The 21,378-nt window shown below is 69.4% G+C and carries 21 protein-coding genes; 6 read left to right on the top strand and 15 right to left on the bottom strand.

Features of this window, described 5'->3' with window-relative positions; translation table 11 throughout:
• Positions 1–4: 4 nt before the first annotated feature.
• The 3 genes from ABMA10_RS06440 to ABMA10_RS06430 form a co-directional block, all read right to left on the bottom strand.
• Entirely contained in the window at positions 5–1,399 is a 1,395-nt protein-coding gene (locus ABMA10_RS06440) for an FtsX-like permease family protein (RefSeq protein WP_347866981.1), read from the bottom strand.
• The gene (locus tag ABMA10_RS06435) at positions 1,396–2,184 is read right to left on the bottom strand and encodes an ABC transporter ATP-binding protein (protein ID WP_347866982.1); all 789 of its coding nucleotides are present in this window, start codon (positions 2,182–2,184) and stop codon (positions 1,396–1,398) included. Before ABMA10_RS06435 ends, ABMA10_RS06440 begins: the two co-directional genes overlap by 4 nt.
• A gap of 217 nt (positions 2,185–2,401) precedes the next feature.
• A complete protein-coding gene (locus ABMA10_RS06430; RefSeq protein ID WP_347866983.1) occupies positions 2,402–2,686 on the bottom strand; it encodes a hypothetical protein in 285 nt (94 codons plus the stop codon).
• A gap of 166 nt (positions 2,687–2,852) precedes the next feature.
• On the opposite strand from ABMA10_RS06430, the gene ABMA10_RS06425 reads away from it, so the two are divergent.
• Positions 2,853–4,007, top strand: coding sequence for an AI-2E family transporter (locus ABMA10_RS06425; RefSeq protein WP_347866984.1), 1,155 nt, complete (start codon positions 2,853–2,855; stop codon positions 4,005–4,007).
• A gap of 104 nt (positions 4,008–4,111) precedes the next feature.
• Here ABMA10_RS06425 and ABMA10_RS06420 read toward each other — a convergent pair whose 3' ends face one another.
• The 6 genes from ABMA10_RS06420 to ABMA10_RS06395 form a co-directional block, all read right to left on the bottom strand.
• Positions 4,112–5,209: an ABC transporter ATP-binding protein gene (locus ABMA10_RS06420; RefSeq protein ID WP_347866985.1), complete on the bottom strand. Its 1,098-nt coding sequence runs from the start codon at positions 5,207–5,209 to the stop codon at positions 4,112–4,114.
• Complete coding sequence (locus ABMA10_RS06415) at positions 5,206–6,147, bottom strand: ABC transporter permease subunit (protein WP_431031305.1); 942 nt, start codon at positions 6,145–6,147, stop codon at positions 5,206–5,208. The genes ABMA10_RS06420 and ABMA10_RS06415 overlap by 4 nt, the downstream gene beginning before the upstream one ends.
• A gap of 70 nt (positions 6,148–6,217) precedes the next feature.
• Complete coding sequence (locus ABMA10_RS06410) at positions 6,218–7,108, bottom strand: ABC transporter permease (protein ID WP_347867046.1); 891 nt, start codon at positions 7,106–7,108, stop codon at positions 6,218–6,220.
• 87 nt (positions 7,109–7,195) lie between these two features.
• Entirely contained in the window at positions 7,196–8,305 is a 1,110-nt protein-coding gene (locus tag ABMA10_RS06405) for an ABC transporter substrate-binding protein (RefSeq protein WP_347867047.1), read from the bottom strand.
• A 300-nt stretch (positions 8,306–8,605) separates the two neighbouring features.
• Positions 8,606–9,238, bottom strand: a complete 633-nt coding sequence (locus tag ABMA10_RS06400; protein ID WP_347866987.1) for a GNAT family N-acetyltransferase — start codon at positions 9,236–9,238, stop codon at positions 8,606–8,608.
• 48 nt (positions 9,239–9,286) lie between these two features.
• A complete protein-coding gene (locus tag ABMA10_RS06395) occupies positions 9,287–10,402 on the bottom strand; it encodes a lactonase family protein (protein ID WP_347866988.1) in 1,116 nt (371 codons plus the stop codon).
• A gap of 128 nt (positions 10,403–10,530) precedes the next feature.
• Between ABMA10_RS06395 and ABMA10_RS06390 the strand changes: the two genes are divergently transcribed.
• Positions 10,531–11,139: a maleylpyruvate isomerase family mycothiol-dependent enzyme gene (locus ABMA10_RS06390; protein ID WP_347866989.1), complete on the top strand. Its 609-nt coding sequence runs from the start codon at positions 10,531–10,533 to the stop codon at positions 11,137–11,139.
• A 173-nt stretch (positions 11,140–11,312) separates the two neighbouring features.
• On the opposite strand, the gene ABMA10_RS06385 is transcribed toward ABMA10_RS06390, so the two are convergent.
• The gene (locus ABMA10_RS06385) at positions 11,313–11,603 is read right to left on the bottom strand and encodes a winged helix-turn-helix transcriptional regulator (protein WP_347866990.1); all 291 of its coding nucleotides are present in this window, start codon (positions 11,601–11,603) and stop codon (positions 11,313–11,315) included.
• A gap of 36 nt (positions 11,604–11,639) precedes the next feature.
• The gene (locus tag ABMA10_RS06380; protein ID WP_347866991.1) at positions 11,640–12,926 is read right to left on the bottom strand and encodes an adenylosuccinate synthase; all 1,287 of its coding nucleotides are present in this window, start codon (positions 12,924–12,926) and stop codon (positions 11,640–11,642) included.
• A 267-nt stretch (positions 12,927–13,193) separates the two neighbouring features.
• On the opposite strand from ABMA10_RS06380, the gene ABMA10_RS06375 reads away from it, so the two are divergent.
• Positions 13,194–13,946, top strand: coding sequence for an HAD-IIB family hydrolase (locus ABMA10_RS06375; RefSeq protein ID WP_347866992.1), 753 nt, complete (start codon positions 13,194–13,196; stop codon positions 13,944–13,946).
• 56 nt (positions 13,947–14,002) lie between these two features.
• On the opposite strand, the gene ABMA10_RS06370 is transcribed toward ABMA10_RS06375, so the two are convergent.
• Positions 14,003–14,479 carry a DUF3151 domain-containing protein gene (locus ABMA10_RS06370; protein ID WP_347866993.1) on the bottom strand — a complete coding sequence of 159 codons (477 nt, stop codon included), beginning with the start codon at positions 14,477–14,479 and terminating at the stop codon, positions 14,003–14,005.
• A 124-nt stretch (positions 14,480–14,603) separates the two neighbouring features.
• Here ABMA10_RS06370 and ABMA10_RS06365 point away from each other — a divergent pair, with 124 nt between their 5' ends.
• From ABMA10_RS06365 to ABMA10_RS06355, 3 genes are all read left to right on the top strand, one after another.
• A complete protein-coding gene (locus ABMA10_RS06365; RefSeq protein ID WP_347866994.1) occupies positions 14,604–15,308 on the top strand; it encodes a TetR/AcrR family transcriptional regulator in 705 nt (234 codons plus the stop codon).
• Entirely contained in the window at positions 15,298–15,954 is a 657-nt protein-coding gene (locus ABMA10_RS06360) for a hypothetical protein (RefSeq protein ID WP_347866995.1), read from the top strand. Before ABMA10_RS06365 ends, ABMA10_RS06360 begins: the two co-directional genes overlap by 11 nt.
• Before the next feature lie 177 nt (positions 15,955–16,131).
• A complete protein-coding gene (locus ABMA10_RS06355; RefSeq protein ID WP_347866996.1) occupies positions 16,132–17,994 on the top strand; it encodes a YhgE/Pip family protein in 1,863 nt (620 codons plus the stop codon).
• A 90-nt stretch (positions 17,995–18,084) separates the two neighbouring features.
• Here the strand turns inward: ABMA10_RS06355 and ABMA10_RS06350 are convergent, their stop codons facing one another.
• The 3 genes from ABMA10_RS06350 to ABMA10_RS06340 all read right to left on the bottom strand — a co-directional run bounded on the left by ABMA10_RS06350 (position 18,085) and on the right by ABMA10_RS06340 (position 21,305).
• The gene (locus tag ABMA10_RS06350) at positions 18,085–19,401 is read right to left on the bottom strand and encodes an Ig-like domain-containing protein (protein ID WP_347866997.1); all 1,317 of its coding nucleotides are present in this window, start codon (positions 19,399–19,401) and stop codon (positions 18,085–18,087) included.
• Positions 19,402–20,075: 674 nt separating this feature from the next.
• A complete protein-coding gene (locus ABMA10_RS06345) occupies positions 20,076–20,396 on the bottom strand; it encodes a hypothetical protein (protein WP_347866998.1) in 321 nt (106 codons plus the stop codon).
• 249 nt (positions 20,397–20,645) lie between these two features.
• Positions 20,646–21,305, bottom strand: a complete 660-nt coding sequence (locus ABMA10_RS06340) for a TrmH family RNA methyltransferase (protein ID WP_347866999.1) — start codon at positions 21,303–21,305, stop codon at positions 20,646–20,648.
• Positions 21,306–21,378: the final 73 nt, after the last annotated feature.

The following is a 21,378-nucleotide window of genomic DNA, read 5'->3' as shown; positions in this document are numbered from 1 at the left end:
CCCGTCACGCACGTTCCGGCGCACGGAGCACGGCGCCCATGACGGGACGGGTCGCACGCAGCGCCGCCCAGACGAGGGCGATCCCACCCGCGAAGCACCCGACGATGACGAGCACCGACAGCGGCGCGAAGATCATGCTGAGCCCTGCGAGCGGCAGCACGAGCAGGACACCGAGCGCGGCCGAGCCGAGCGCGACGACCCGCAGCGGCAGCATGACGGCCCGCGTGCGGGCACGCTCCATCGTCTCGCGCGGCACACCCAGGCGGTCGAGGCTGACGTAGAGGTCCCGACGGTCGAGGATCGCCGACGCCTGGTTCACCCCGACGGAGCAGGCCACCATGAGGAAGGACGCGACGAGGGTGATGATGACCCCGGTGCGGATGTCCGCCACGAGTACGAGGCTCTCCTGGTCGATGTCACCGGAGGCCGCGACGTCCATGAGCGCCACGCCGGTCCCGGCCACCACGGCCACGAAGCTCGTCATCGCGACACCGCTCACCTGACGCCAGGCGGCCTTCGGCGACTCGAGGATGCTCCTGGCAGCGAGCAGACGCTCGGTGGTCTTCGCACGCTTGACCGAGCCGCGCCCGATGAGCGCTACCACCCACGGTCCGATGAGGCCGAGCACACCGACACCGGCGGCGAAGGCGAGACCGAGCACGACGAGGATCAGCGCCACACTCTGCAGTCCGGTCAGGACCGAGAGCGCGCCGTAGGCGACGAGCACAACGCCCACGCCGATGAGGATGCGCATCCAGTGCACCGTCGGCGCCTGCTGCTTGGTGCGCACGCCGAGCGGCGTCACGTTCACCGCGCGCAGCCCGATCGCCGCACTCGCCGCCGCGAGCAGTGCGACACCCACGACGACACCGAGGATGACGGGGACGCCGACCCAGACGCCCTCGACGCCGATCGGCGAGCCGCCGAACGAGATCAGTCCGACGAGTGGAAGGAGTCCGAGGTACAGCACGACGCCAGCGAGCGCGCCGAGGAGGGCGACCGCGGCGGACTCCAGGACCGTCATCGCCGTGACCGTCCGGGGTGTCGCGCCGAGCAGTCGGAGGGTGGCCAGCCGATCGTCGCGGCGCCTCGCGGAGAGTCGCGCGGCAGCCCCGCCGAGGGAGCCGAGCGGGACGAGCAGGAGGGCGAGGGCGAGCACGCTGAGCATCTGGTAGAGCGCGGCCGTCTCGTCGGTCCAGCGCCAGAACATGAGCGCACCGCCGAGGACGGTGAGCACCAGCGCGGTCGTGACCGCGAACGCGACGGCAGGGAGGACGATGGTCGCCGGGCTCTGCGCCCCGGGACGCGAGAGCATCCAGGTGAGGCGCAGGGCCGGGCTGCGTCCGGAACCCGACGGTATCGAGAGCGAGGCGGGTGCAACGCCGGCGGCGGCGCTCATGCCTGCGTCCCGGCCGAGGTCTGCGGAGCGGGAGCCTGGAACAGCGCCGGAGCCGCAGCCTGGAACGGCACCGGAGCTGCGGCGGGCGACGGCGACGGCGAGGCCTGCTGGCCGATCACCCGACCGTCGGCGAGGCGGACCACCCGGGAGCACTGCGCGGCCACCGTCTCATCGTGGGTCACGAGCACGAGTGTCCGTCCCTGACCCGTCGTGGTGTGGAGCAGCGCACCCATCACGTCGGCAGAGGTCCGCGAGTCCAGCGCACCGGTCGGCTCGTCGGCGAAGACGATCGCGGCACCGGTGACCTGCGCCCGCGCGATGGCGACCCGCTGGGCCTGCCCGCCGCTCAGTTCGCCGATGCGTCGACCCTCGAGCCCGGCGAGACCGAGTGCGGCGAGCCAGGCAGCAGCGCTCGCCTCAGCGGCGGGCCGCGCGACACCGTTCAGCATGAGCGCGACGGCGACGTTCTCGACGGCGGTCAGTTCGGGGATGAGGAGGCCCTGCTGGAACACGAAGCCGAAGGCCTCGCGTCGGAGCTTCGACCGGCCGCGTTCGTCGAGCTCGTCCACCCGCACGACGCCGGTCGGTGTGCTGAGCGAGATCGCGCCGGAGTCGGGCCGGACGATCCCGGCGAGGGTGTGCAGCAGGGTCGTCTTGCCGGAGCCGGAGGCCCCCATGATGGCGATGGACTCGCCGGCGACGATGTCGAGGTCGACACCCGCGAGCGCGAAGGTCGACCCGTACTGCTTCGTCAGCGAACGGGCGGAGAGGAGGGATGTGGTCATGACTCCATGGTCCGCGTCGGGCTGCCGCCTCCGCATCGGGCGGACGATGCAACCCTGCGGGCCTCCGTCATCCCGGAGGCTGACGTCGACGTGGGCCCTGGGTCACCGGCCGGCGCGACGGTCGGCGTCGAAGACCGTCACGGGCTGAGCCGCGGCCGAGAATGCCCGTCCTGTCGTCTGCTGCACGCGGGGCGGAACGGGCTGGTTCGACGGGTGGTCAGTTGCCGCGACGGCGGTACTGCGCGAAGAGGGCGGCGTCGGCCGCCCAGCCGGCGCCGAGGAACCGGATACCGGAGGCGGACTGCCCAGGCTCGCCGACCGGCAGCGGGACGGCGGACGTCGTGAGGTCGACACCGGCGGCTCCGGCTGCGACATGCGCCGAGGCCGGCACGCGCTCGGCGACCTCAGGCTGGGGCGAACGGACCGGCTGCGGCAACGACGCGACCAGGACGGGCGTGGTGACCGACGGGTGGACGGCGTGCGAGCGGCTGATCGATGACATGGTTCAATCGTGCTCGCCGAGGCCGGAGCACGCATCCCGCAGCCGGGTGATCCTCCGACGCCCGTGTCATCCTGCAGTACCACTCCAGCCGTCGTCCGTTCGCGGTACACGACCCCGCCACCCGGCGATCATTCCACGCTGACCGCCGGACCAATACGCTAAGCCCATGCCCACAGCACCCCGCAACACCGCTGCACTCCGCGCCGGATCCCGCACGCCGCGCATCATGTTCCGCGGCGGACGACCCGTGCCGCGCACGTCCATCGTGAAGACGACGCTGCAGCAACCGTTCGCGATCGGGTTCATCGGTGCGCTGGGTGCCCTCGCGGCGATCGTCGTGGGCCTGACGATCGGCTCGCTGTCGACGATCCTCGTGTACATCGCGGTCGGTCTGTTCGTCGCCCTCGGCCTCGACCCCGTGGTGGCCCGACTCGAGGCGCGGGGCATCAAGCGCCCCCTCGCGATCGCGATCGTCTTCGCCCTGTTCGCCGTGCTGCTGGGGGTGCTGCTCGCGATCATCATCCCGATCGTCACCCGGCAGGCGGTCGAACTCGTCACGAATGCGCCGCTCTTCCTCACCGACATCCAGGACCAGGAGTGGTTCACCGGTCTGAACAGCTACCTCGGTCCAGGCGTCGATCTCGAAGGCGCGCTCGACTGGCTGTACGGGCTCGCCGCCGATCCGAAGAACTGGGTCGTCCTCGCCGGCGGTGTGCTCAACATCGGCGTGAGCATCGCCAACGGTTTCTTCGGCGGGTTCATCGCCCTCGTGCTGGCGCTCTACTTCCTGGCGTCGATGCAGGCGATGAAGAACGCGTTCTACTCGCTCGTCCCCCGGCCGGCCCGCCCGCGCGTCATCTCGATCACCGATCAGATCACCGGGTCCATCGGTGGGTACGTCAACGGCATGGTGATCCTGGCGGGGATCAATGCCGTGCTCGGACTCATCATGATGTTGATCGTGGGTGTACCGTACGCCGGCATCCTGGCTGTGGTGATCTTCTTCGTCACCCTCATCCCGCTCGTGGGGTCGATCATCGCCACCGTCATCGTCGCGATCGTCGGGCTGTTCAATTCACCGGCGACAGCGCTGATCGTCGTCGTCTACTACCTGATCTACATGCAGATCGAGTCGTACGTACTGACCCCCCGCGTGATGAACAAGGCCGTCGCCGTGCCTGGAGCGCTCGTCGTCATCGGCGCGATGGTCGGTGGCACACTGCTCGGCTTGCTCGGCGCACTCGTCTCCATCCCGGTGACAGCGTCGATCCTGCTCATCATCAAGCAGGTCGTCGTCCCCAGGCAGAACGCGAAGTCGTAGCCGCACGCCGGAGCACCACCGCGGCCGCCCGAGCGCCCGGTCACCGAGCAGCAGCCGGTCACCGAGCTTGTCGAGGTGTGTTCCACCGTCCGCGCGGAACGGCGTCAGTGCTCGGCCATGGGCTGGACCGGGACCGGACGACCGGCGAAGCGGATGCGGACCACGTCACCGGCGTCCATCCGCTCCGTCGCACCGTGCTGGACGGCGACGAGGGTGCCGTCCCGCAGCTCGATCGTCGTGCGACGCACCGGGCCGAGGAAACTCGAGGTGACGACGACCGCGTCCGCACCGCCCTGCGGCGTATCGACGAACACGATGTCCTCGGGACGCACGAGCGCCGTGACCGCACCACGGTCTGCATGCTGCCCGAGCACCGGCAGACGCTGTCCCAGCACGTCGACCCCGCCGGCGACGAGCTCGCCTGCGATGCGGTTGCTCAGGCCGATGAACTCTGCCACGAACGACGATGTCGGCCGCGAGTACAGCTCCTCCGGCGTCCCGATCTGCTCGATCACACCGGCACGCATGACGGCGACGCGGTCGGCGACGGCGAGCGCCTCCTCCTGGTCGTGCGTGACGAACAGCGTCGTGATCCGCAGCTCCGATTGGATGCGGCGGATCTCGTCGCGCAGCTGCACACGCACCTTCGCATCGAGCGCGCTGAGCGGCTCGTCGAGCAGTAGCACGCGAGGTCGGGTGACGAGCGCACGGGCGAGAGCCACACGCTGCTGCTGTCCGCCCGACAGCTGGTGGGCGTACCGGGCACCGAGGTGACCGAGGCCCACGAGTTCGAGGCTCTCCTCTGCGCGCGTCCGACGCTCGGCGGGACGCACCTTCCGCATGCGCAGTCCGAACTCGACGTTCTCCAGCACGGTGAGGTGCGGGAACAGCGAGTACGACTGGAACACCATGCCGAGGTCGCGCTTGTTCGTCGGCACGCGGACGACGTCGACGCCGTCGATGAGCACGCTGCCCGAGGTGATGTCCTCGAGGCCAGCGAGACTGCGGAGCGCCGTGGTCTTGCCGCACCCGGAGGGGCCGAGCAACGCGACGAACTCGCCGGCTGCGAGCGTGAGGCTCACGCCGTCGAGCGCGCGGGCGCCGGAGCCGTAGTCCTTGACGACGCTCCGGAACTGCACCTCGGCACCGGCCCGTGCCGCGTCCGACGGGCTGGCAGCGCCCTGCTGGTCGATGATGGTCATGGTGTCTCCCTGATGCGGCGGCCCGAGCCGACGCAGCCGATGATGAAGAGCAGGACGAACGCGAACGCGAGCGCCAGCAGTGCGAAGATCACCGCGACGAACGGGTCGCTCTTCGAGACCTGCACGAGCGAGGTCTGGAGCGTGTTCCGGCCGAGCAGCGACGCGATCGTGTACTCGCCGAGCACGACGGCGACCGAGATCACCGACGCAGACAGCACCCCACGACGCAGGTTGGGCAGCAGTACCCGGATGAGCACGGTCCCCCAACCGGCACCGAGCGTGCGTGCCGCCTCGGCGAGCGTGCCGACGTCGACCGCTTGCAGGTTCGAGGCGATCGCTCGATAGGCGTAGGGCAACACGGTGATCCCGTAGGCGAACGCGAGCGTCCACGGCGAACTCCCGAGCACGCGCGCGACCACCGAGTACACCGGCGCGAGACCCACGACGAGCACGATGGCCGGCACCGTGATGGGGATGATGCAGACGAACTCCAGCACGCGCTGCAGCTTCGGGAAGCGAAGTTTCACGAGGATCATCGTCGGCAGCAGCAGCACGACGACGATGACGACCGTGACTGCGGCGAGGATGACGGAGTTGCCGATGCCCTGGAACAGCACCCGGTACTTGCGGGAGTTCTCCGGGTCGAAGATCGCCGCCCAGTGGCCGAGATCGTGGCCGCCGTCGATGCCGGCGCGGAGGGTGAACTCGACCATCGAGAGGATCGGCACTGCGAACACGAGGGCGACGACGCCGAGGATGATCCGGCTCGTGAGCTTCGAGGGCGTCGCAGCGTCGCGACGCACGGCCGGGCGCACCCGCTGCTGCTTCCCTCCGGGTGCCGAGGCGGCACCCTGCACGAGCGCTTCGGTCTTCGTCACCGTCGGGCGGGGGCCGACCGGTCCGGCAGGGTCAGTGACGTCGGTGTCGGTCGCGCTCATCGCTGCCACCGTTCCGTGCGGGCCTGCGGCGCGGCCGTCGTCTCGCACCGCCCAGTCATCGTCGTCGCGCTCATCGCTGCCACCGTTCCGTGCGGGCCTGCAGCGCGGAGTATCCAGTCATCATGACGACCATGACGATGATCATCCCGATCGCGAGCGATCCGGCGAGGTTCTCACGGCCGAGCACGGTCTCGCTGATGAGCGCACCGCGGATCTGCAGCGGCACGATCTGCGCACCCTGGCTGATGAGGGCTGCGGCTGTCGCGTAGCTGGAGAACGCGTTCGCGAACAGCAGCAGCAGCGAACCGAAGAAGGAGGGGGCCAGTACCGGCATCGCGATACGCGTCCAGTAGGTGAAGCGGGTGCCGCCGAGCGTCGCGTTCGCCTCCGACCACGTGCGCTTCAGGCCCTCCATCGCAGGCATGAAGGTGATCACCATGAGTGGCACCTGGAAGTACAGGTACGGCAGGAGGAGCCCCGGGACCTGGTACAGCCACACGCCGTCCGCGAAGATGTCGACGCCGAGTCGGTCCTTGAGGAACACGGTGACGAGCCCTTGGATACCGATCGTCGCGATGAACGCGAAGGCGAGCATGACCCCACCGAACTGCGCGAGCACACTGGAGGCGGCGTCGACGATCGTCCGGACGACACCGTCGGGCCGCACCGCGAGCAGGGCGTAACAGACGAGCGAACCGATCACGGCTCCGGCGACCGCGGTGACCGCTGAGACCCAGAACGAGCTGACGAACGCTCCGAGCACGGCGGGTTCGCCGAGTGCGGTGAGGTTGTCGAGTGTGAAGGCGCCGTCACCATCGAAGAAACCCGTGGCGAGCGCGAGGACCGTCGGCACCGCGAGGAAGAGGATGGTGTACGCCGCGAACGGGGTGAGCCCGAGGAGTGCCCAGCTCGGGCGCCGACGCGGGCGGGCGGATGGCGCGTGCGAGGTCCCTGAGACGATCGAACCCTCCGAGGGGCTGGCGGCGGGAAGCGAGACGGCGGGGCCGGCGACTGCCGACCCCGCTCCGCCCGGTGGCGGGAACGCTCATCAGGAGATCGCTGCCGCCCACTTCTCGGCGAGCAGCGCGGTCGCCTGCTCGGTCTGCTCCGGCGTGAACTGCACGAGGTCAGCGGGCATCTCACCGACGGTGTCGAGGGCGTCCTGGTCGACGGTTCCCGCGTCGACCATCGCGGCCAGCGTCACCGGGTACGCACCGGCGGCGAGGTACAGGTTCTGCGCGTCGGCGCTGAAGATGAACTCCTGCCAGAGGCGTGCGGCCGCGGGGTGCGGTGCGTCCACGTTCACGGCCTGGTTGTAGTAGCTGCCGACGGCCGTACCCGGGAGGATGGTCGTCTTCCAGTTGCGCTGACCCTCGTTCTCGGTCGCCGCTGCGAGGTTGTTGTAGCTCCAGTCGATGACGACCGGGGTCTCACCCGAGGCGATGGTCGCCGGGGTCGGGTCGAGCGGCAGGAAGTTGCCGGCGGCGTTCAGCTTCTGGAAGAAGTCGATGCCGGGCTGGATGTCGGAGGCGTCACCACCCGACTGCAGGGCTGCCATGTACACACCGGCTGCAGCTGCTCCGGCCTGGGTCGGGTCGCCGTTCAGCGCGACGTTGCCGGCGTAGTCGGAACCGAGCAGGTCGTCGATGGACTTGGGGGCGCTGACTGCGTCGGCGTCATACCCGATCGAGACGAGGCCGGTGTAGTCGTTCACCCAGAGCCCCGTCTTCTCCTTGTAGTCGGCGGGGATCTCGTCCCAGTTCTCCACCTGGTACGGCGCGAACTGGTCGAGGTTGGCGAGGGCGACGGCAGAACCGAGGTCGAAGACGTCGGGAGCGGTGTCCTGGCCCTTCTGGTTCTGGGCAGCCGTGATCTCTTCGGCGCTCGAGACGTCAGGGTCGGCCGAGTTGACCGTGATGTCGTACTTCTCCTCGAACGCGGTGATGATCGCGCCGTAGTTCGCCCAGTTCTCGGGGAGCGCGATGACGTTGAGCTCGCCCTCGGCCTGGGCGGCGGTCACCAGGGCGTCGAGGCCACCGAAGTCCTCTGCGGACGTCGCGGCTGCCGCGTCCACGCTCGAGCCGCCAGCGGTATCCGCCTCGGCCGAGCATGCGGTGAGCGCCGTCGCTGCGAGCGCGACGATGGCGAGGGCGGTCATGCGCCTGGTGTTCACGGTTCCTCCAGTGACGTCGGCGGTCGCCCGTGCTGTCGGGCTGAGTGGTACCGCGTCCGTCGTCTGGAGGACAAGCTAGGGTCGCCGCGTAACGCGATCGCGGCTGCCCGGTGTCCCACAGGTGAACACTGTCCGCCCCGCGCCCGTCTCACCCCTTCCGTGCCCTATTCAGAATTCAGGGATTGTTCGTCGCGGGCAACGGACACGCCGCATGCGCTGGCGGGAAACGGACATCCCTCCCGCGACAGTCCGGATTTCCCTGAATTCTGGAAATCGCGTTTTGACTCAGTTGCGGAGCGCTACCGGGCCGGGCGTCCGGGCGAGGCGCTCCTCGAGGCCGGAGCGCACCTCGGGCCACTCGTCGGCGATGACCGAGAAGAGCGCTGTAGTGCGCCAGGTGCCGTCCGCGCGTCGCTTGTCGCGCCGGACCAGCCCCTCGAACGTCGCCCCGAGACGCAGGATCGCCGTACGGGAGCGCTCATTGCGCTCGTCGGCCTGGATCTTCACGCGGCCGAACCCGGCGTCGAAGGCCAGGCCGAGGAGCAGGAGCTTCGCCTCGGCGTTCACAGCGGTGCCCCAGACACGTGGGTCGTAGGCGGTCCAGCCGAGGTGGGCAGCCTCCCCGGCCTCGTCGAAGTCGCCAAGGGTGGAGGTGCCGACGAGCAGTCCGTCGTGGTCGCCGCCGACGAGCCGGACCACATACGTGTTCCTGAACCCCGTGAAGAAGTACGCCTGGGCGAAGACGTCGAACTCCGACTGCGTGGTCGGGAGCGCCTCGATTCCGCCGCCGTACCCGCCGGCGAAGACCTCGGGGTGCGCGATCGCCGTGAAGAGCTCCGAGAAGTGCGCGCGATCGAGGGGTTCGAGGCGGATGGTCCGGCCGTCGATCGGCTTGGGTTCAGGGCGTCGTGCGGTCACCCCTCCACCGTATCCGCTCCTCCTCGCCCCCGCACGTGCTGCGACGACTCACGCCAGGACGAGACAGGTGGGCGAGCCAGCGTCGAGGGTGCCGAGGAAGCTCGTCGGGACACCGGTGCGCTCATCGAGACGGAAGCTCGCGATGTCGTCGGACAGCTGATTCGCCACGTGCAGGAACCGCCCGGACTCGAGGTGATGCCGCGGCCACGAACCGCCGCTCTCGACATCGGCGACGCCCTCGACGCGGGAACCGTCTCCGAGCACCCGCAGCGTCGCGATCCGGTTGCTCCCGCGGACCCCGACGTGCAGCTGCTCGCGCGATGCGGCGAGGCTAATCTCCGCCCCGGTGTCACCCTCCGACACCCCTTCCGACGGCGCGACGACCGCCGACAGCAGGTGCCAGTGGCCATCGGTTCCGTCGATACCGAGCGTGAACACCTCGACCGAGTACTCCGTGATGACGTGGAGGTGCCCGCTCGGGTGCACGACCAGGTGGCGCGGACCAGTTCCGCGCGGGAAGACGACCGTGTGGTCGAGCACGAGCCGGGTGCCGCGCAGTTGCCAGATCCGGACCGAGTCATGGCCGAGATCCGTCGTCGCGATGCGGCCGTCGGGCAAGAGGGCGGAGGCGTGGGCTCGAGACGGCCTCGACGGCAGGGCCTCACCGACAGCGGCCTCGAGGGCGAGCAGGGTGAGCGCGTCCTCGCCGGCGTCTGCCGCCTCGGCGTCGAGCGCGGTGGGCGACGCCCAGGGGTCGACCGACGCTTCTCCGAGTCTCGGGTCTCCGCCGAATGCGGCGTTCTCCGCGAGCGGCACTGAGACGACACGGCCGTCGCCGTAACAACTCGCGATGAGTGCCGCGCCCCCTGGCACGCTCATCACGTGGCAGACGGAGTCGCCGGCCTCGATGGGCTTGCCGAACGGTGCCAGGCCGAACTCGCCCGAGCGTCTGAAGGCTTCGACGGCGCCGGTCGACTCGCTCGCCGCGTAGACGATCGGGAGCGTTGGGTGCAGGGTGATGAACGACGGCGACTGCGCCTCGGAGGCCTGCACGAGGCGGAGGGTTCCAGAGTCGTCCTGCCGGAGGAGGCTGATGCCGGCACCGGTGCCGTCGGCCTCTTCGGTGTACGAGCCGAGCAGGAGGTAGGGGTTGTCGTCGCTCACCTCCACAGTCTCCCACCTGCGCTCGGCTCGCGGTGCGCACCCGCCGAGCGGCGCGGTGACGACGACGGTTCGGGCGGCCGATCGTGAACGGGCATTCCCCCGCGCCGAGCGCCGTGCCACGATGGAGCATGACCCAGCTCGCGCGATACGACCAGGCCTGCGGTGCGTTCATCAGCACGATCGAAGCCATCCGGACCCCGCAGTGGACGCAGCCCGGGCTCGGCGTGTGGGACGTCCGCTCCCTCGTCGGGCATACGAGCCGCGCGATCATCACGGTCATCGACTACCTCGAGCTCGATGCACCGGTCACCGTGTCGATGGAGAGCGCGGCCGACTACTACGGGCAGATCTACCTGACGTACACGAATCCCGAGGCGATCGCGCTCCGCGGGGTCGACGCCGGCGTGGCGCTCGGCGAGGACCCGGTCGGGCACGTCACGGAGCTGCGCCGACGCGCGATCGAGGCGATCACAGCGCAGGAGCCCGGTCGCATCGTGTCCCTCGGCGGTATGGGTATCCCCCTCGACGAGTATCTGCGCACTCGGATCTTCGAGCTGGTCGTGCACACGCTCGACATCGCGAGGGCTACTGGTCAGCAAGCCGCCATCCCGCCGGCGCTCGTCGAGGAGGCCGCGTCCTTGGCCGCCGGGATCGCTGCGCTCCGTGGCGATGGTGAGCGGGTGCTGCTCGCCCTCACCGGACGAGATCCCCTGCCGGCGGGCTTCAGCGTCGTCTAACCGACACCTGTCCAAGCCTCCCCTGTCGTGTTGCGCCAGCGCGGTGCGCTGAACCCAGCGCGCTCCAATAGCGTCCGCCGCTCCCTACTGGCGCGAGCGCGCCCCTCCGGAGACTAGCGCTCGCGCCAATGCCCCGCGCTCGGACCAGCGCACCGCGCTGGCCGGAGCCACCATCAGGAGGGTGGGCGGGAGCGGACGGTTGCGGCGTAGTCCTTCGGGGACATGCCGATGGCCTCGCGGACGATCCGGATGAGCGTGGCGCGCGTGATCCCGAGCGCGTTCGCCAGGGTCACGAGCGAGAGGTCCGGGTCTTCGTCGAGGGTCGCGAGCGCACGCCGGACACGCGGGTCGAGCGCGGCGGGATCCCGCGCGGCACGACTCGCCACCCGAGGCCGGGTGTCGCCGGTGGAGAGTTCCTCCACCGGAGGCAGGCCCGGCAACGCCGGCTGCTCCCACTCGTTCACCCGGGCACCGCGCTCACGACGACACCGAGCCGCGCCTCAGTCGACGAGGTCGTGACGCACCACGATGGCGTCGCGGCCCGGCCCCACACCGATCGCGGAGATACGCGACCCGCTGATCGCCTCGAGCGCGAGCACGTAGTCCTGCGCGTTCTTCGGGAGGTCCTCGAAGCGACGAACACCGGTGATGTCCTCCTGCCAGCCGGGGAACTCCTCGTAGATGGGAACGGCGTGGTGGAAGTCGCTCTGCGACACCGGCACCTCGTCGACGCGCACGCCGTCGACCTCGTACGCGACGCACACGGGGATGGTGGCGAGCTCGTCGAGGATGTCGAGCTTGGTGAGGACGAAGTCGGTGACACCGTTGATGCGTGCCGAGTACCGGGCGATCGGGGCGTCGTACCAGCCGACACGACGCGGACGGCCGGTGGTCGTGCCGAACTCGAAGCCCTTCGAGCGCAGGTAGTCGCCGGATTCGTCGAACAGCTCGGTCGGGAAGGGACCGGCGCCGACACGGGTCGTGTACGCCTTGACGATGCCGATCACGCGCTCGAGACGGTTCGGGGCGACACCGGAACCGGTGGCCGCTCCACCCGAGGTGGCGTTGGAGGAGGTGACGAACGGGTAGGTGCCGTGATCGACGTCGAGCATCGTGGCCTGACCACCCTCGAAGAGGACGATCTTCCCGGCGTCGAGCGCCTGGTTCAGCACGAGGGCGGTGTCGGACACCATCGGCCGCAGTCGCTCGGCGTAGGAGAGGAGGTCGTTCACGATCTCGTCGACCGTGATCGCGCGGCGGTTGAACACCTTCACGAGGAGGTGGTTCTTCTGGTCGAGCGCGCCCTCGACCTTCTGGCGCAGGATGTTCTCGTCGAAGAGGTCCTGGATGCGGATGCCGACGCGGTTGATCTTGTCGGCGTACGCCGGACCGATCCCACGGCCGGTGGTGCCGATCTGTCGCTTGCCGAGGAAGCGCTCCGTCACCTTGTCGATCGTGCGGTGGTACTGCGTGATGACGTGCGCATTGGCGCTCACGAGCAGACGGGAGACGTCGATGCCGCGGGCCTGCAGCGCCTCGAGCTCGTGGAACAGTACCTCGATGTCGATGACGACACCGTTGGAGATGACGGGTACGACGCCGTCGGTGAGGATGCCCGATGGCAACAGGTGGAGTGCGTACTTCTCGTCGCCGATGACGACCGTGTGCCCGGCGTTGTTGCCGCCGTTGAACTTCACGACGTAGTCGATGCGGTCACCGAGCAGGTCGGTGGCCTTCCCCTTGCCTTCGTCGCCCCACTGGGCGCCGACGATCACGATTGCTGGCATCTGGATGCCACCCCTTCCGGATTCCCGTGCGCCAGGCGGGGTCCTCTGGAACCGACGCCCTGACAGGCCGGACGCCCACCCTCTTCGGGCGGGCGTCACGTGCACGCACTCGTCCATCGTACCGGAGGCGTGTGACCGGCATCGAGAGCTGTGGAGGGGAGGAGCGGATGGTGTCGACCGATCTGTACGATGAGAGGACGCTCAGGCTGAGGCTGGTATTCCAGGCCGATCACCGCCGTGACATCGTCGCCCGACCGAACGGACTCCATGACCTCCTTGCCACGCCTCGTCGCCTTCGATCTCGACGACACCCTCGCCGAGTCGAAATCCGCACTCGACCCGCGCATGGCCGAACTGCTCGTCGCCCTCCTGGAGCGCACCTCGGTGTGCATCATCTCCGGCGGTCAGATCGTGCAGTTCCAGAACCAGGTGCTCGACCATCTCGGAGCAGCCTCCGCCGACGCACTCGGCCGCCTGCACCTGATGCCCACGTGCGGCACACGCTACGACCGGTACGACGGAACGGGCTGGACGACCGTCTACAAGCACGACCTCACCGAAGATCAGAAGTCACGAGCGATGGGCGCGCTCGAGACGGAGGCCAAGCGGCTGGGCCTCTGGGCCGAGCAGACGTGGGGCCCGATCCTCGAGGACCGCGGCTCGCAGATCACCTTCTCCGCGCTCGGGCAGGCGGCACCCGTCGCCGAGAAGGCCTCTTGGGACGCCGACGGCGCCAAGAAGGAATCGCTGCGCGCGGCCGTGCAGGCGCTCCTGCCCGACCTCGAGGTGCGCTCGGGCGGTTCGACCTCCGTCGACATCACGATGGCCGGGGTCGACAAGGCGTTCGGCATGACGCGGCTCGAGGAGCACACGGGTATCCCGCTGGCCGAGATGGTGTTCGTGGGCGACCGGCTCGACGAGGGTGGCAACGACTACCCGGTGCTCGCGCTCGGGGTCCCGTCGGTCGCCGTGCACGGCTGGCAGGACACGGCCGCATACCTGGAGTCGCTCGGGCTGTAGCACCTCGACAAGCTCGGCGACCGAGCGGGAACCCGGTGAGCGGGCGGACCCGGTGGTCAGTCGGAGCCGAGGATGACGATCGCCGAGGTGGGCGGCGCCGCTGCGGCGATGAGGTACTCGATCTCTTCGGACGCCGTCGGGTCGGCTTCCGTGAGGAAGGTGTTGAGTCGCTCGACCTCCTCGGTCTCGCCGATGGCCTTCGCTGAACGGCGCAGCGCGTAGAGCGAGCGCAGCACGCCTCGGTTCGGCGCGTGCGACCACGGCACGGGCCCCTGGCCGCGCCAGCCGGCGGCGCGGAGGGCGTCGAGGCCGCGGTGGTATCCGACGCGAGCCGCGGCGTAGCCGGGGATGGGCGACTGCGGGTCGTGGACGGCGTCGGCGAGGAGTGCCCAGCCGAGCGAGGAGCGCGGGTGCGCGGCGAGGAGTTCGGCGAGCGCTTCGATGGATCCGATCGCCGCGTGGAACTCGGCATCGGTCGCGCTGTCGTCCGGCAGCAGTGTCGGGGGGACGCCCATCAGATTCTCACCGGTCATCCTTCAACCATAGCTCCGTTGTCCGGAAGCGGCGTGGGAGGAAGCTGACAGCGGTCGCTGGGAGCTCACTGCATCTCCGATCACTATCTTGCACAGCCGTGTGCAAGATAGTACGATCGATTCCATGACCACCACCATGCCGCCCTCGACCGCCTCGCGCGCGCCGCGCCGGGACGCCACCGAGAACCGCGTCGCGCTCCTCGAAGCGGCTCAGTCGGCGCTGCGCAGCGACCCGGACGCAAGCCTCGAGACCATCGCCGCGACCGCCGGCCTCACCCGCCGCGCCGTGTACGGGCATTTCGCCAACCGCGACGAACTCGTGAACGCCGTCGTCGTCGCCGGAGCCGAGCGCGTCGCATCCTCGATCACCGCCGTCCGTGGCGAGGATCCGCTCACGACGATCGCCCTCATCGGCGACGTCCTGTGGGCACGGGTGGATCACATCCGCATCATGGCACCGCTCGCCGTCCGCGGCCCGCTCCGCCCGGTCACGGCCGCCGCGCTGCAGCCCGTCCGCACGCTTCTGCTCCACACCGTCGAGGCAGGCATCGCCAATGGCTCCATCCGCCCCGACATCGACGCGGGTGTCCTCGCCCGTCTCGTCGAGAGCACGGCGGTCGGCGTCCTCGAGGAGGCCACTCGTTCCGAGCTCTCCACCGGCGCCGGGCGCCGACTCGTCATGCTCGCAACGCTCGGCGCCGTCGGACTCTCCTGGCAGGACGCCACGGCTGTCGCCGAGCGAGCCGACGCCATCACCCGAGCCGCCTCCCAAGCCACAGCCGTCGCCACGACGACCACCACCGATGAGGAGCCCTCCCATGCGCGTTGAACTCAACGGGGTCTCGAAGGGCAAGGGCGGCATCGTCCTCGAACCGACCTCCCTCTCCTTCCGGACCGGTGAAGCGACCTTCGCACGCGCCGAGACCGAGCAACGGCCAACGGTCCTCGGCCTCATCGCGTCCGGTCGGATGCAGCCCGACACGGGCACGGTCCTCGTCGACGGGGCGGCAGACCGTCGCACCATGCGTCGTTCCATCGCACTCATCGACGCTCCCGACGTGTCAGAACCAGCCAGCGGCGTCGCCGTCGCAGGCGTCGTCGCCGAGGAACTCATGTTCGCCGGTCGCGCGAGCCATCCGTTCGCCGTGGCACGGCTGCTCGACTCGCTCGACCTCTCACACCTGTCGAAGCAGCCCATCTCGACGGTGGCCCCGACCGACCGGGTGCGGCTCCTCACGGAGCTCGCCATCCTCCGCGAGGGCGTCACCGCCCTCGTCCTCGTCTCCCCCGACCGCCACGGCGGCAACCCGCTCGAATGGTGGACGATCGCTCGGAAGCTCGCCGTGCGCGGCTACGGCATCCTCGTGATCGCCGGCGACGCCTCCGCCACGGCGATCAACGCCACCGCCGACGAGCCCGTCTCGGAGAACGCCACGGACGAACTCGTCCCCCTCTTCCAGCAGGACTGGTCGTGATGCGCCGCACAGTGCGCCACACCGCTCCTGCCGTCCCGTCCAGCACCACCCGTCCCGAGAAGGACCTCCTGTGAAGATCTTCGCCATGATCCGCGCCGGCCATGTTCCCCGATCGATGCAGCGCGACGCCGTTCCTGCCATCCACCCCAGCACCACCCGTCCCGAGAAGGACCTCCTGTGAAGATCTTCGCCATGATCCGCGCCGAATTGTCACGGTTGTGGGCGACGCCCATGTCGCGGCTCGCCCTGATCGCGCTGATGTGCGTGCCGTTGCTGTACGGCGGCCTGTACCTCTGGGCGAACCAGGACCCGTACGCGAAGCTCGACCAGGTCCCCGTCGCGCTCGTCGTCGAGGACACCGGTGCCCCGGCGACGGACGACACCGGAGACGCGACCGGCGCCACCGACAACTATGGCGACGACATCGCCGAACAGCTCATCGAGGACGGTTCGTTCGCCTGGCACGAGGTGAGCGCTTCCGACGCCGCACGTGGTGTGAACGATGGCACCTTCGACTTCAGCGTGACGATCCCAGCGGACTTCTCCACCTCTCTGACTTCGGCATCGGGAGACGACCCCCAGCAGGCGCAGGTGCATCTGACGACGAACGATGCGAACAGCTACCTCGCGACGACCATCGGTGAGCAGGCGGTCAAGCAGATCAAGGCGACCATCGTGCAGACGGTCAACCGCCAAGCCGCAGGGCGCTTCCTCATCGCGCTCGACACGATCAAGACGAACCTCACCGATGCATCCTCGGGTGCCACCCAGCTGGCCGACGGCGCGCAGCAGGCCTTCGACGGCGCCGGCACCGCACAGGCGGGTGCCGCGACACTGGCCGACGGCACCGCGCAGATCGCCGCAGGCACCGCGAGCCTCCCGGCCCAGACGGATCAGCTCGCTTCGGGAGCCGAGCAGGTCGCGGCAGGCACGGCGACCCTCGCGGGCAAGGGCGACGAGATCGGCGCTGCCGCGCAACAGCTGCTCAATGCACTGCCGACGGCTCGCGCCCAGATCGCGCAGACCCTCACCGAGAACGGCTTCACGCCAGAGCAGATCGCGCAGGTGCTCGCGCTCCTCGACCCGGTGGCCGACGATGCCGCGAACGCGAACGCGAAGGTCCAGACCGTCGTGTCGCAGGTCGATCAGTTGAACAGTGGTGCCCAGCAGGTCGCCGGCGGCGCTCGGACGCTGAGCGACGCGATGCCGGCGCTCGCCTCGGGGACGCAGCAGGCCGCCGACGGCGCTGCATCGCTGCAGACCGGTCTCACCACGCTGCAGACCGGGCTCGGCACCCTCCGTGACGGGATCGTCACCCTGCGGGACGGTGCCGACAAGATCCCCGCGACGACTGCCGACTCACGGGAGCTCCAGGCGAAGACCATCGCCGACCCGGTGAAGCTGACGAACTCCTCCGTCACCAGCGCAGGGACGTACGGCGCCGGGCTCGCCCCGTTCTTCGTGAGCCTCGCCGCTTGGATCGGCATCTACGCACTGTTCCTCATCGTGAAGCCCGTGTCGCGTCGCGCGATCACCGCCCTCCACAGTCCGATCAAGGTGACCGTCGCGGGCTGGCTCACCCCCGGCATCCTCGGCACCATCCAGATGGTCGCGCTGTTCGGCATCCTCGCCGGTGCACTGCACTTCGAGGTCCACAACCCGCTCGGCACCTACGGGATGATGGCACTCGCCTCGTTGACCTTCGCCGCCATCATCCTGACGCTCAACGTGTGGTTCGGCAGCGTCGGGCAGTTCCTCGGGCTCGTGCTCATGGTCATGCAGCTCGTCACCGCGGGCGGCACGTTCCCGTGGCAGACCCTGCCTGCACCGCTCGCCGCACTCCACCACGTGCTGCCGATGTCGTACGCCGTCGATGGGATGAGACAGCTGATGTACGGCGGGCGGATGGATGCCGCCTTGCAGGACGCCGGCGTCCTCCTCGCCTGGCTCGCGATCGCACTGTGCCTGTCGGCGATCGGCGTGACGCGGATGACGCACGCGAGGACGCTCCGCGACCTGCGCCCGAGCCTGATCGGCTAGCCGCGGCGCGGCGCGTCGCTGCCCTCGCCAGGCTCCGGGAACGGAGCCTGGCGAGGGCAGTGAGGTGCATCGTCGGTCGGGCGACCCTGCTCAGCGGCGCCGGGCGACGAACATCGTGGCGATGCCGAGCAGCAGGAGGACGGCCGCACCGAGCATCGCGGGTGCGACGAACTCCGAGCCGGTGCTGGCGAGCGAGCCGTCACCCGTCGCGTCTGCGGCAGGAGCTGCTGGCTGTGGCGTCGAGGTGGTCGGCGTCGTCTGAGGAATGGACGGCGTCGTGACCGTGGGTTCCGGTGTCGGCGTCGTTGTGGGCTCCTCAGTCGGCTCCTGCGTCGGTGTGGGGCTCGGGGTCGGCGTCGTGCCCGTTCCGGTACCACCGCCGCCGTGCGCGACCACGTTCCAGGTGACCGGCTCCTCGGAGACACCCGGGCCCGTCAACGATGCACGGTTCTCCCAGGGACCGGTCGACCCCGGCGCGACGCGCGTCTGGTACCAGACGGCGTAACTGAAGCCGGCACGTGCCACGAAGTCCAGCGTGAACTGGGAACCGGTGGAGGTGACCTGGTAGTCGGCGGGCGCGACATCGGCCCAGGCCGGCTCGGTGCCGGCCTCGTTCAACGTGTCGGCACCGAGCAGCCAGACGTCGCCCGTGGCCACCGAGTGTCCGGCGCCGAGCGTGTCCGTCAGCGTCAACGCGGTGTCCTCCGCCCAGCCTTCTGCCGGCGACGGGATCGTGAGCCACCAGCCGATCGTCGTGCCGTCGTCACTCAGTGACCCGTACTTCGCGAAGCTCTGCCCGTCGTACGGCCTCTGCTCACCTGGTCCGCCATCGGGGCGAACGGTGACCGGCAGCTCGATCACGCTGCCGTCGATCACGATCTCGACCGTCGTCGTGGTGCCGCCCGCGAGGTCGGCGCTCAAGCGCACGTAGAGTCCGAGCGTGCCGCCGATCGCGATCGGGTGGCCCGTCACGTAATCGGTGAGCGTGCAGTCGAGGCGGTTGTCGGCTGTCGTGACGATGCACTGCGCGACGGTGTCGCCGTCGGCCGTGAGCAGGGGGAAGTCGCTGCCCAAGCCGACGAGTTCGTCGGGCAGCTGCAGTCCGAAGGTGCTGCCGGCGGGGGTTCCGTCAGGGACCGCCCAGTCCGCCTGGAGTTCGATGGTCTGGTTCCGATCGAACTGGCCGTCCTCGGTCGTCGTCGCGATGGACACGGCGGTGATCGCACCGGGGATCTCGGCGGCACTCGCCGGCGACGCACCGGCCAGGACGGCCGTCGCGACGACGGTCATCCCCAGGGCGGAGAGGATGCCGCGTGCGGTCCTCGGCGGGGTGGTCGGTGCGGGGAGGCGGGTCGAGCCGAAGTGCTGCTCGGGGGCCGCGCTCGGCGGGGTCTGTCGGTTCTGCATTCGGGTACTCGCAATCGGGTCTCATCGAGCCCGACCGGGTGACACCTTCGTGTCGTCGGACCCACTTGGGAGAGTCCATCGACCGCGGATCCTGACGCACAATCGCCGATCTGACCAGGAATTCATCCGCGTCTTCGAGATGGAGCGATATTTCCCCCGCGATCGGGGTACATCACCGATCACTGCGCCGTGACGGGGGCGAGCGCGCCCCTCGACGCCGTCGCCGGAGCATCCCCCTCGGGTGGGGGATGCTCCGGCGCGCTTCGGGTCGTCGTCTCCGTGCGGCTCCCATTCGGGCGGGGAACCGACCGTGTCCGGCGGATGAGCGCTGCGCCCGGGTCGATCGGGTCGATCCCGTCGGTTGCACTCGCATGAGTGATCGCCGAAACCGGGGATCATGACGCGGAATGGGAGAATTGTCGGAGAAATGACCCGATGATCGCCGCCACACAGCAGAAACCCGCGAACGGGGGGGGCAATCGGAAGCCGATCCCGGAGACGTCGGAGCCGGGAGACACCGGAGGCCGCCGGGAGTGGGGGAACTCCCGGCGGCCACCGGCGCGACGGTCCCGGACGTGTTGCGGCAGAGCACCGCACGACGGTCGGGTCCGTCTGGTCGCGCCTGGTCGGAGGGGTTCGGGCCCCACCGGGTCGGCGCGCGTGGACAGCCCTGATCAGGCTGCGATCAGCGCCGCTTCACGTTGTTCCGCGAGCATCCGGCGACGAGTCGCGAATGCCGCACCGGCACCCCAGATGAGGAGTGAGGCGAACAGCGCACCGGCGGGGGCGATGAGTTCGCTCGGGCCGGTCTGCTGCGCGGCGACCGAGGTCGACGTCTCATCGACGCGCGGCTCGGCCTGAGCGGGCGAGGCGACTCCGACGATCAGGGCGACGGCCAGCGCTGCCGGCACGGCGAGTGCCGTGACGCCGCGGACCAGTGAGCGGCGGGTTCCTCGTTCGGGCGAGGCTCCCAGTGTTTCGGTGTGACGGTTCATCTTCGACGCATCCTTCGGGTGACCGCCGATTCGCATCGCACGGATTCGGGTTCCGTGCGAGGGCCCTCGTGGCTTCGGGTGCCGTGAGGGATTCGGGTTCAGCGGTGGAGTGTTGCTCCGGTTATGAGTATGGCCGTCCTTGTCGGCACTTTGGGGGACTACAGGGTCAACTGGGGCAATCTTGAGGTTTTCCTGAGGTCCGATGCGGGGCAGCACTGAGGACGCCCCGCGGACGGGGGTCAAGACGATTCAGGAGGAACCGAATCCGACGTGTTGCGTGATCCACACGTGCATCGTGACCGCCGCAGCGGCCGATGCGTTGATGGACCGGGTGGACCCGAACTGGCTGATCTCGACGACCGCTTCAGCCGCGGCGACGGCTTCGGGTGACAACCCTGGACCTTCCTGACCGAAGAGCAACAGGCACCGTTCCGGGAAGTCGAACGTCTCGATGATGACGGAGCCCGGCACGTTGTCGATGGCGATGATCGGGAGCTCAGCGGCCGCCGCCCAGGCGACGAGGGCTGCGACGTCGGTGTGGTACTCGACATGCTGGTAGCGGTCGGTCACCATCGCGCCGCGCTTGTTCCAGCGGCGCCGCCCGACGATGTGCACGGTGTCGGCTGCGAAGGCGTTCGCCGTTCGGACGATCGACCCGATGTTCATGTCGTGCTGCCAGTTCTCGATCGCGACGTGGAACGGGTGCCGATGGTCGTCGATGTCGGCGACGATGGCCTCCATCGTCCAGTACCGGTAGCGGTCGATGACGTTGCGGGCGTCACCGTCGCGCAGCAACTCCTGGTCGTACCACGACTCCTCGGGCCACTCCCCCTCCCAGGGGCCGACACCGGAGCCGGGACCGGCGGGTACGGCGGGCGGTTCTTCCGGGTGGAGCGGGGTCTCGGACACCAGCCAACCCTACCCGCGGCGTGCCACACTGGACTTCCGGGCCCGATGCCGCGCCAGTCCCAGCGGCGCGCGG

It is taken from the genome of Plantibacter sp. RU18 (assembly GCF_050613355.1).
Classification (GTDB): Bacteria; Actinomycetota; Actinomycetes; order Actinomycetales; family Microbacteriaceae; genus Plantibacter.
Note: the sequence above shows the minus strand (reverse complement) of the source record. Positions and strands in the feature narration are given on the sequence as shown.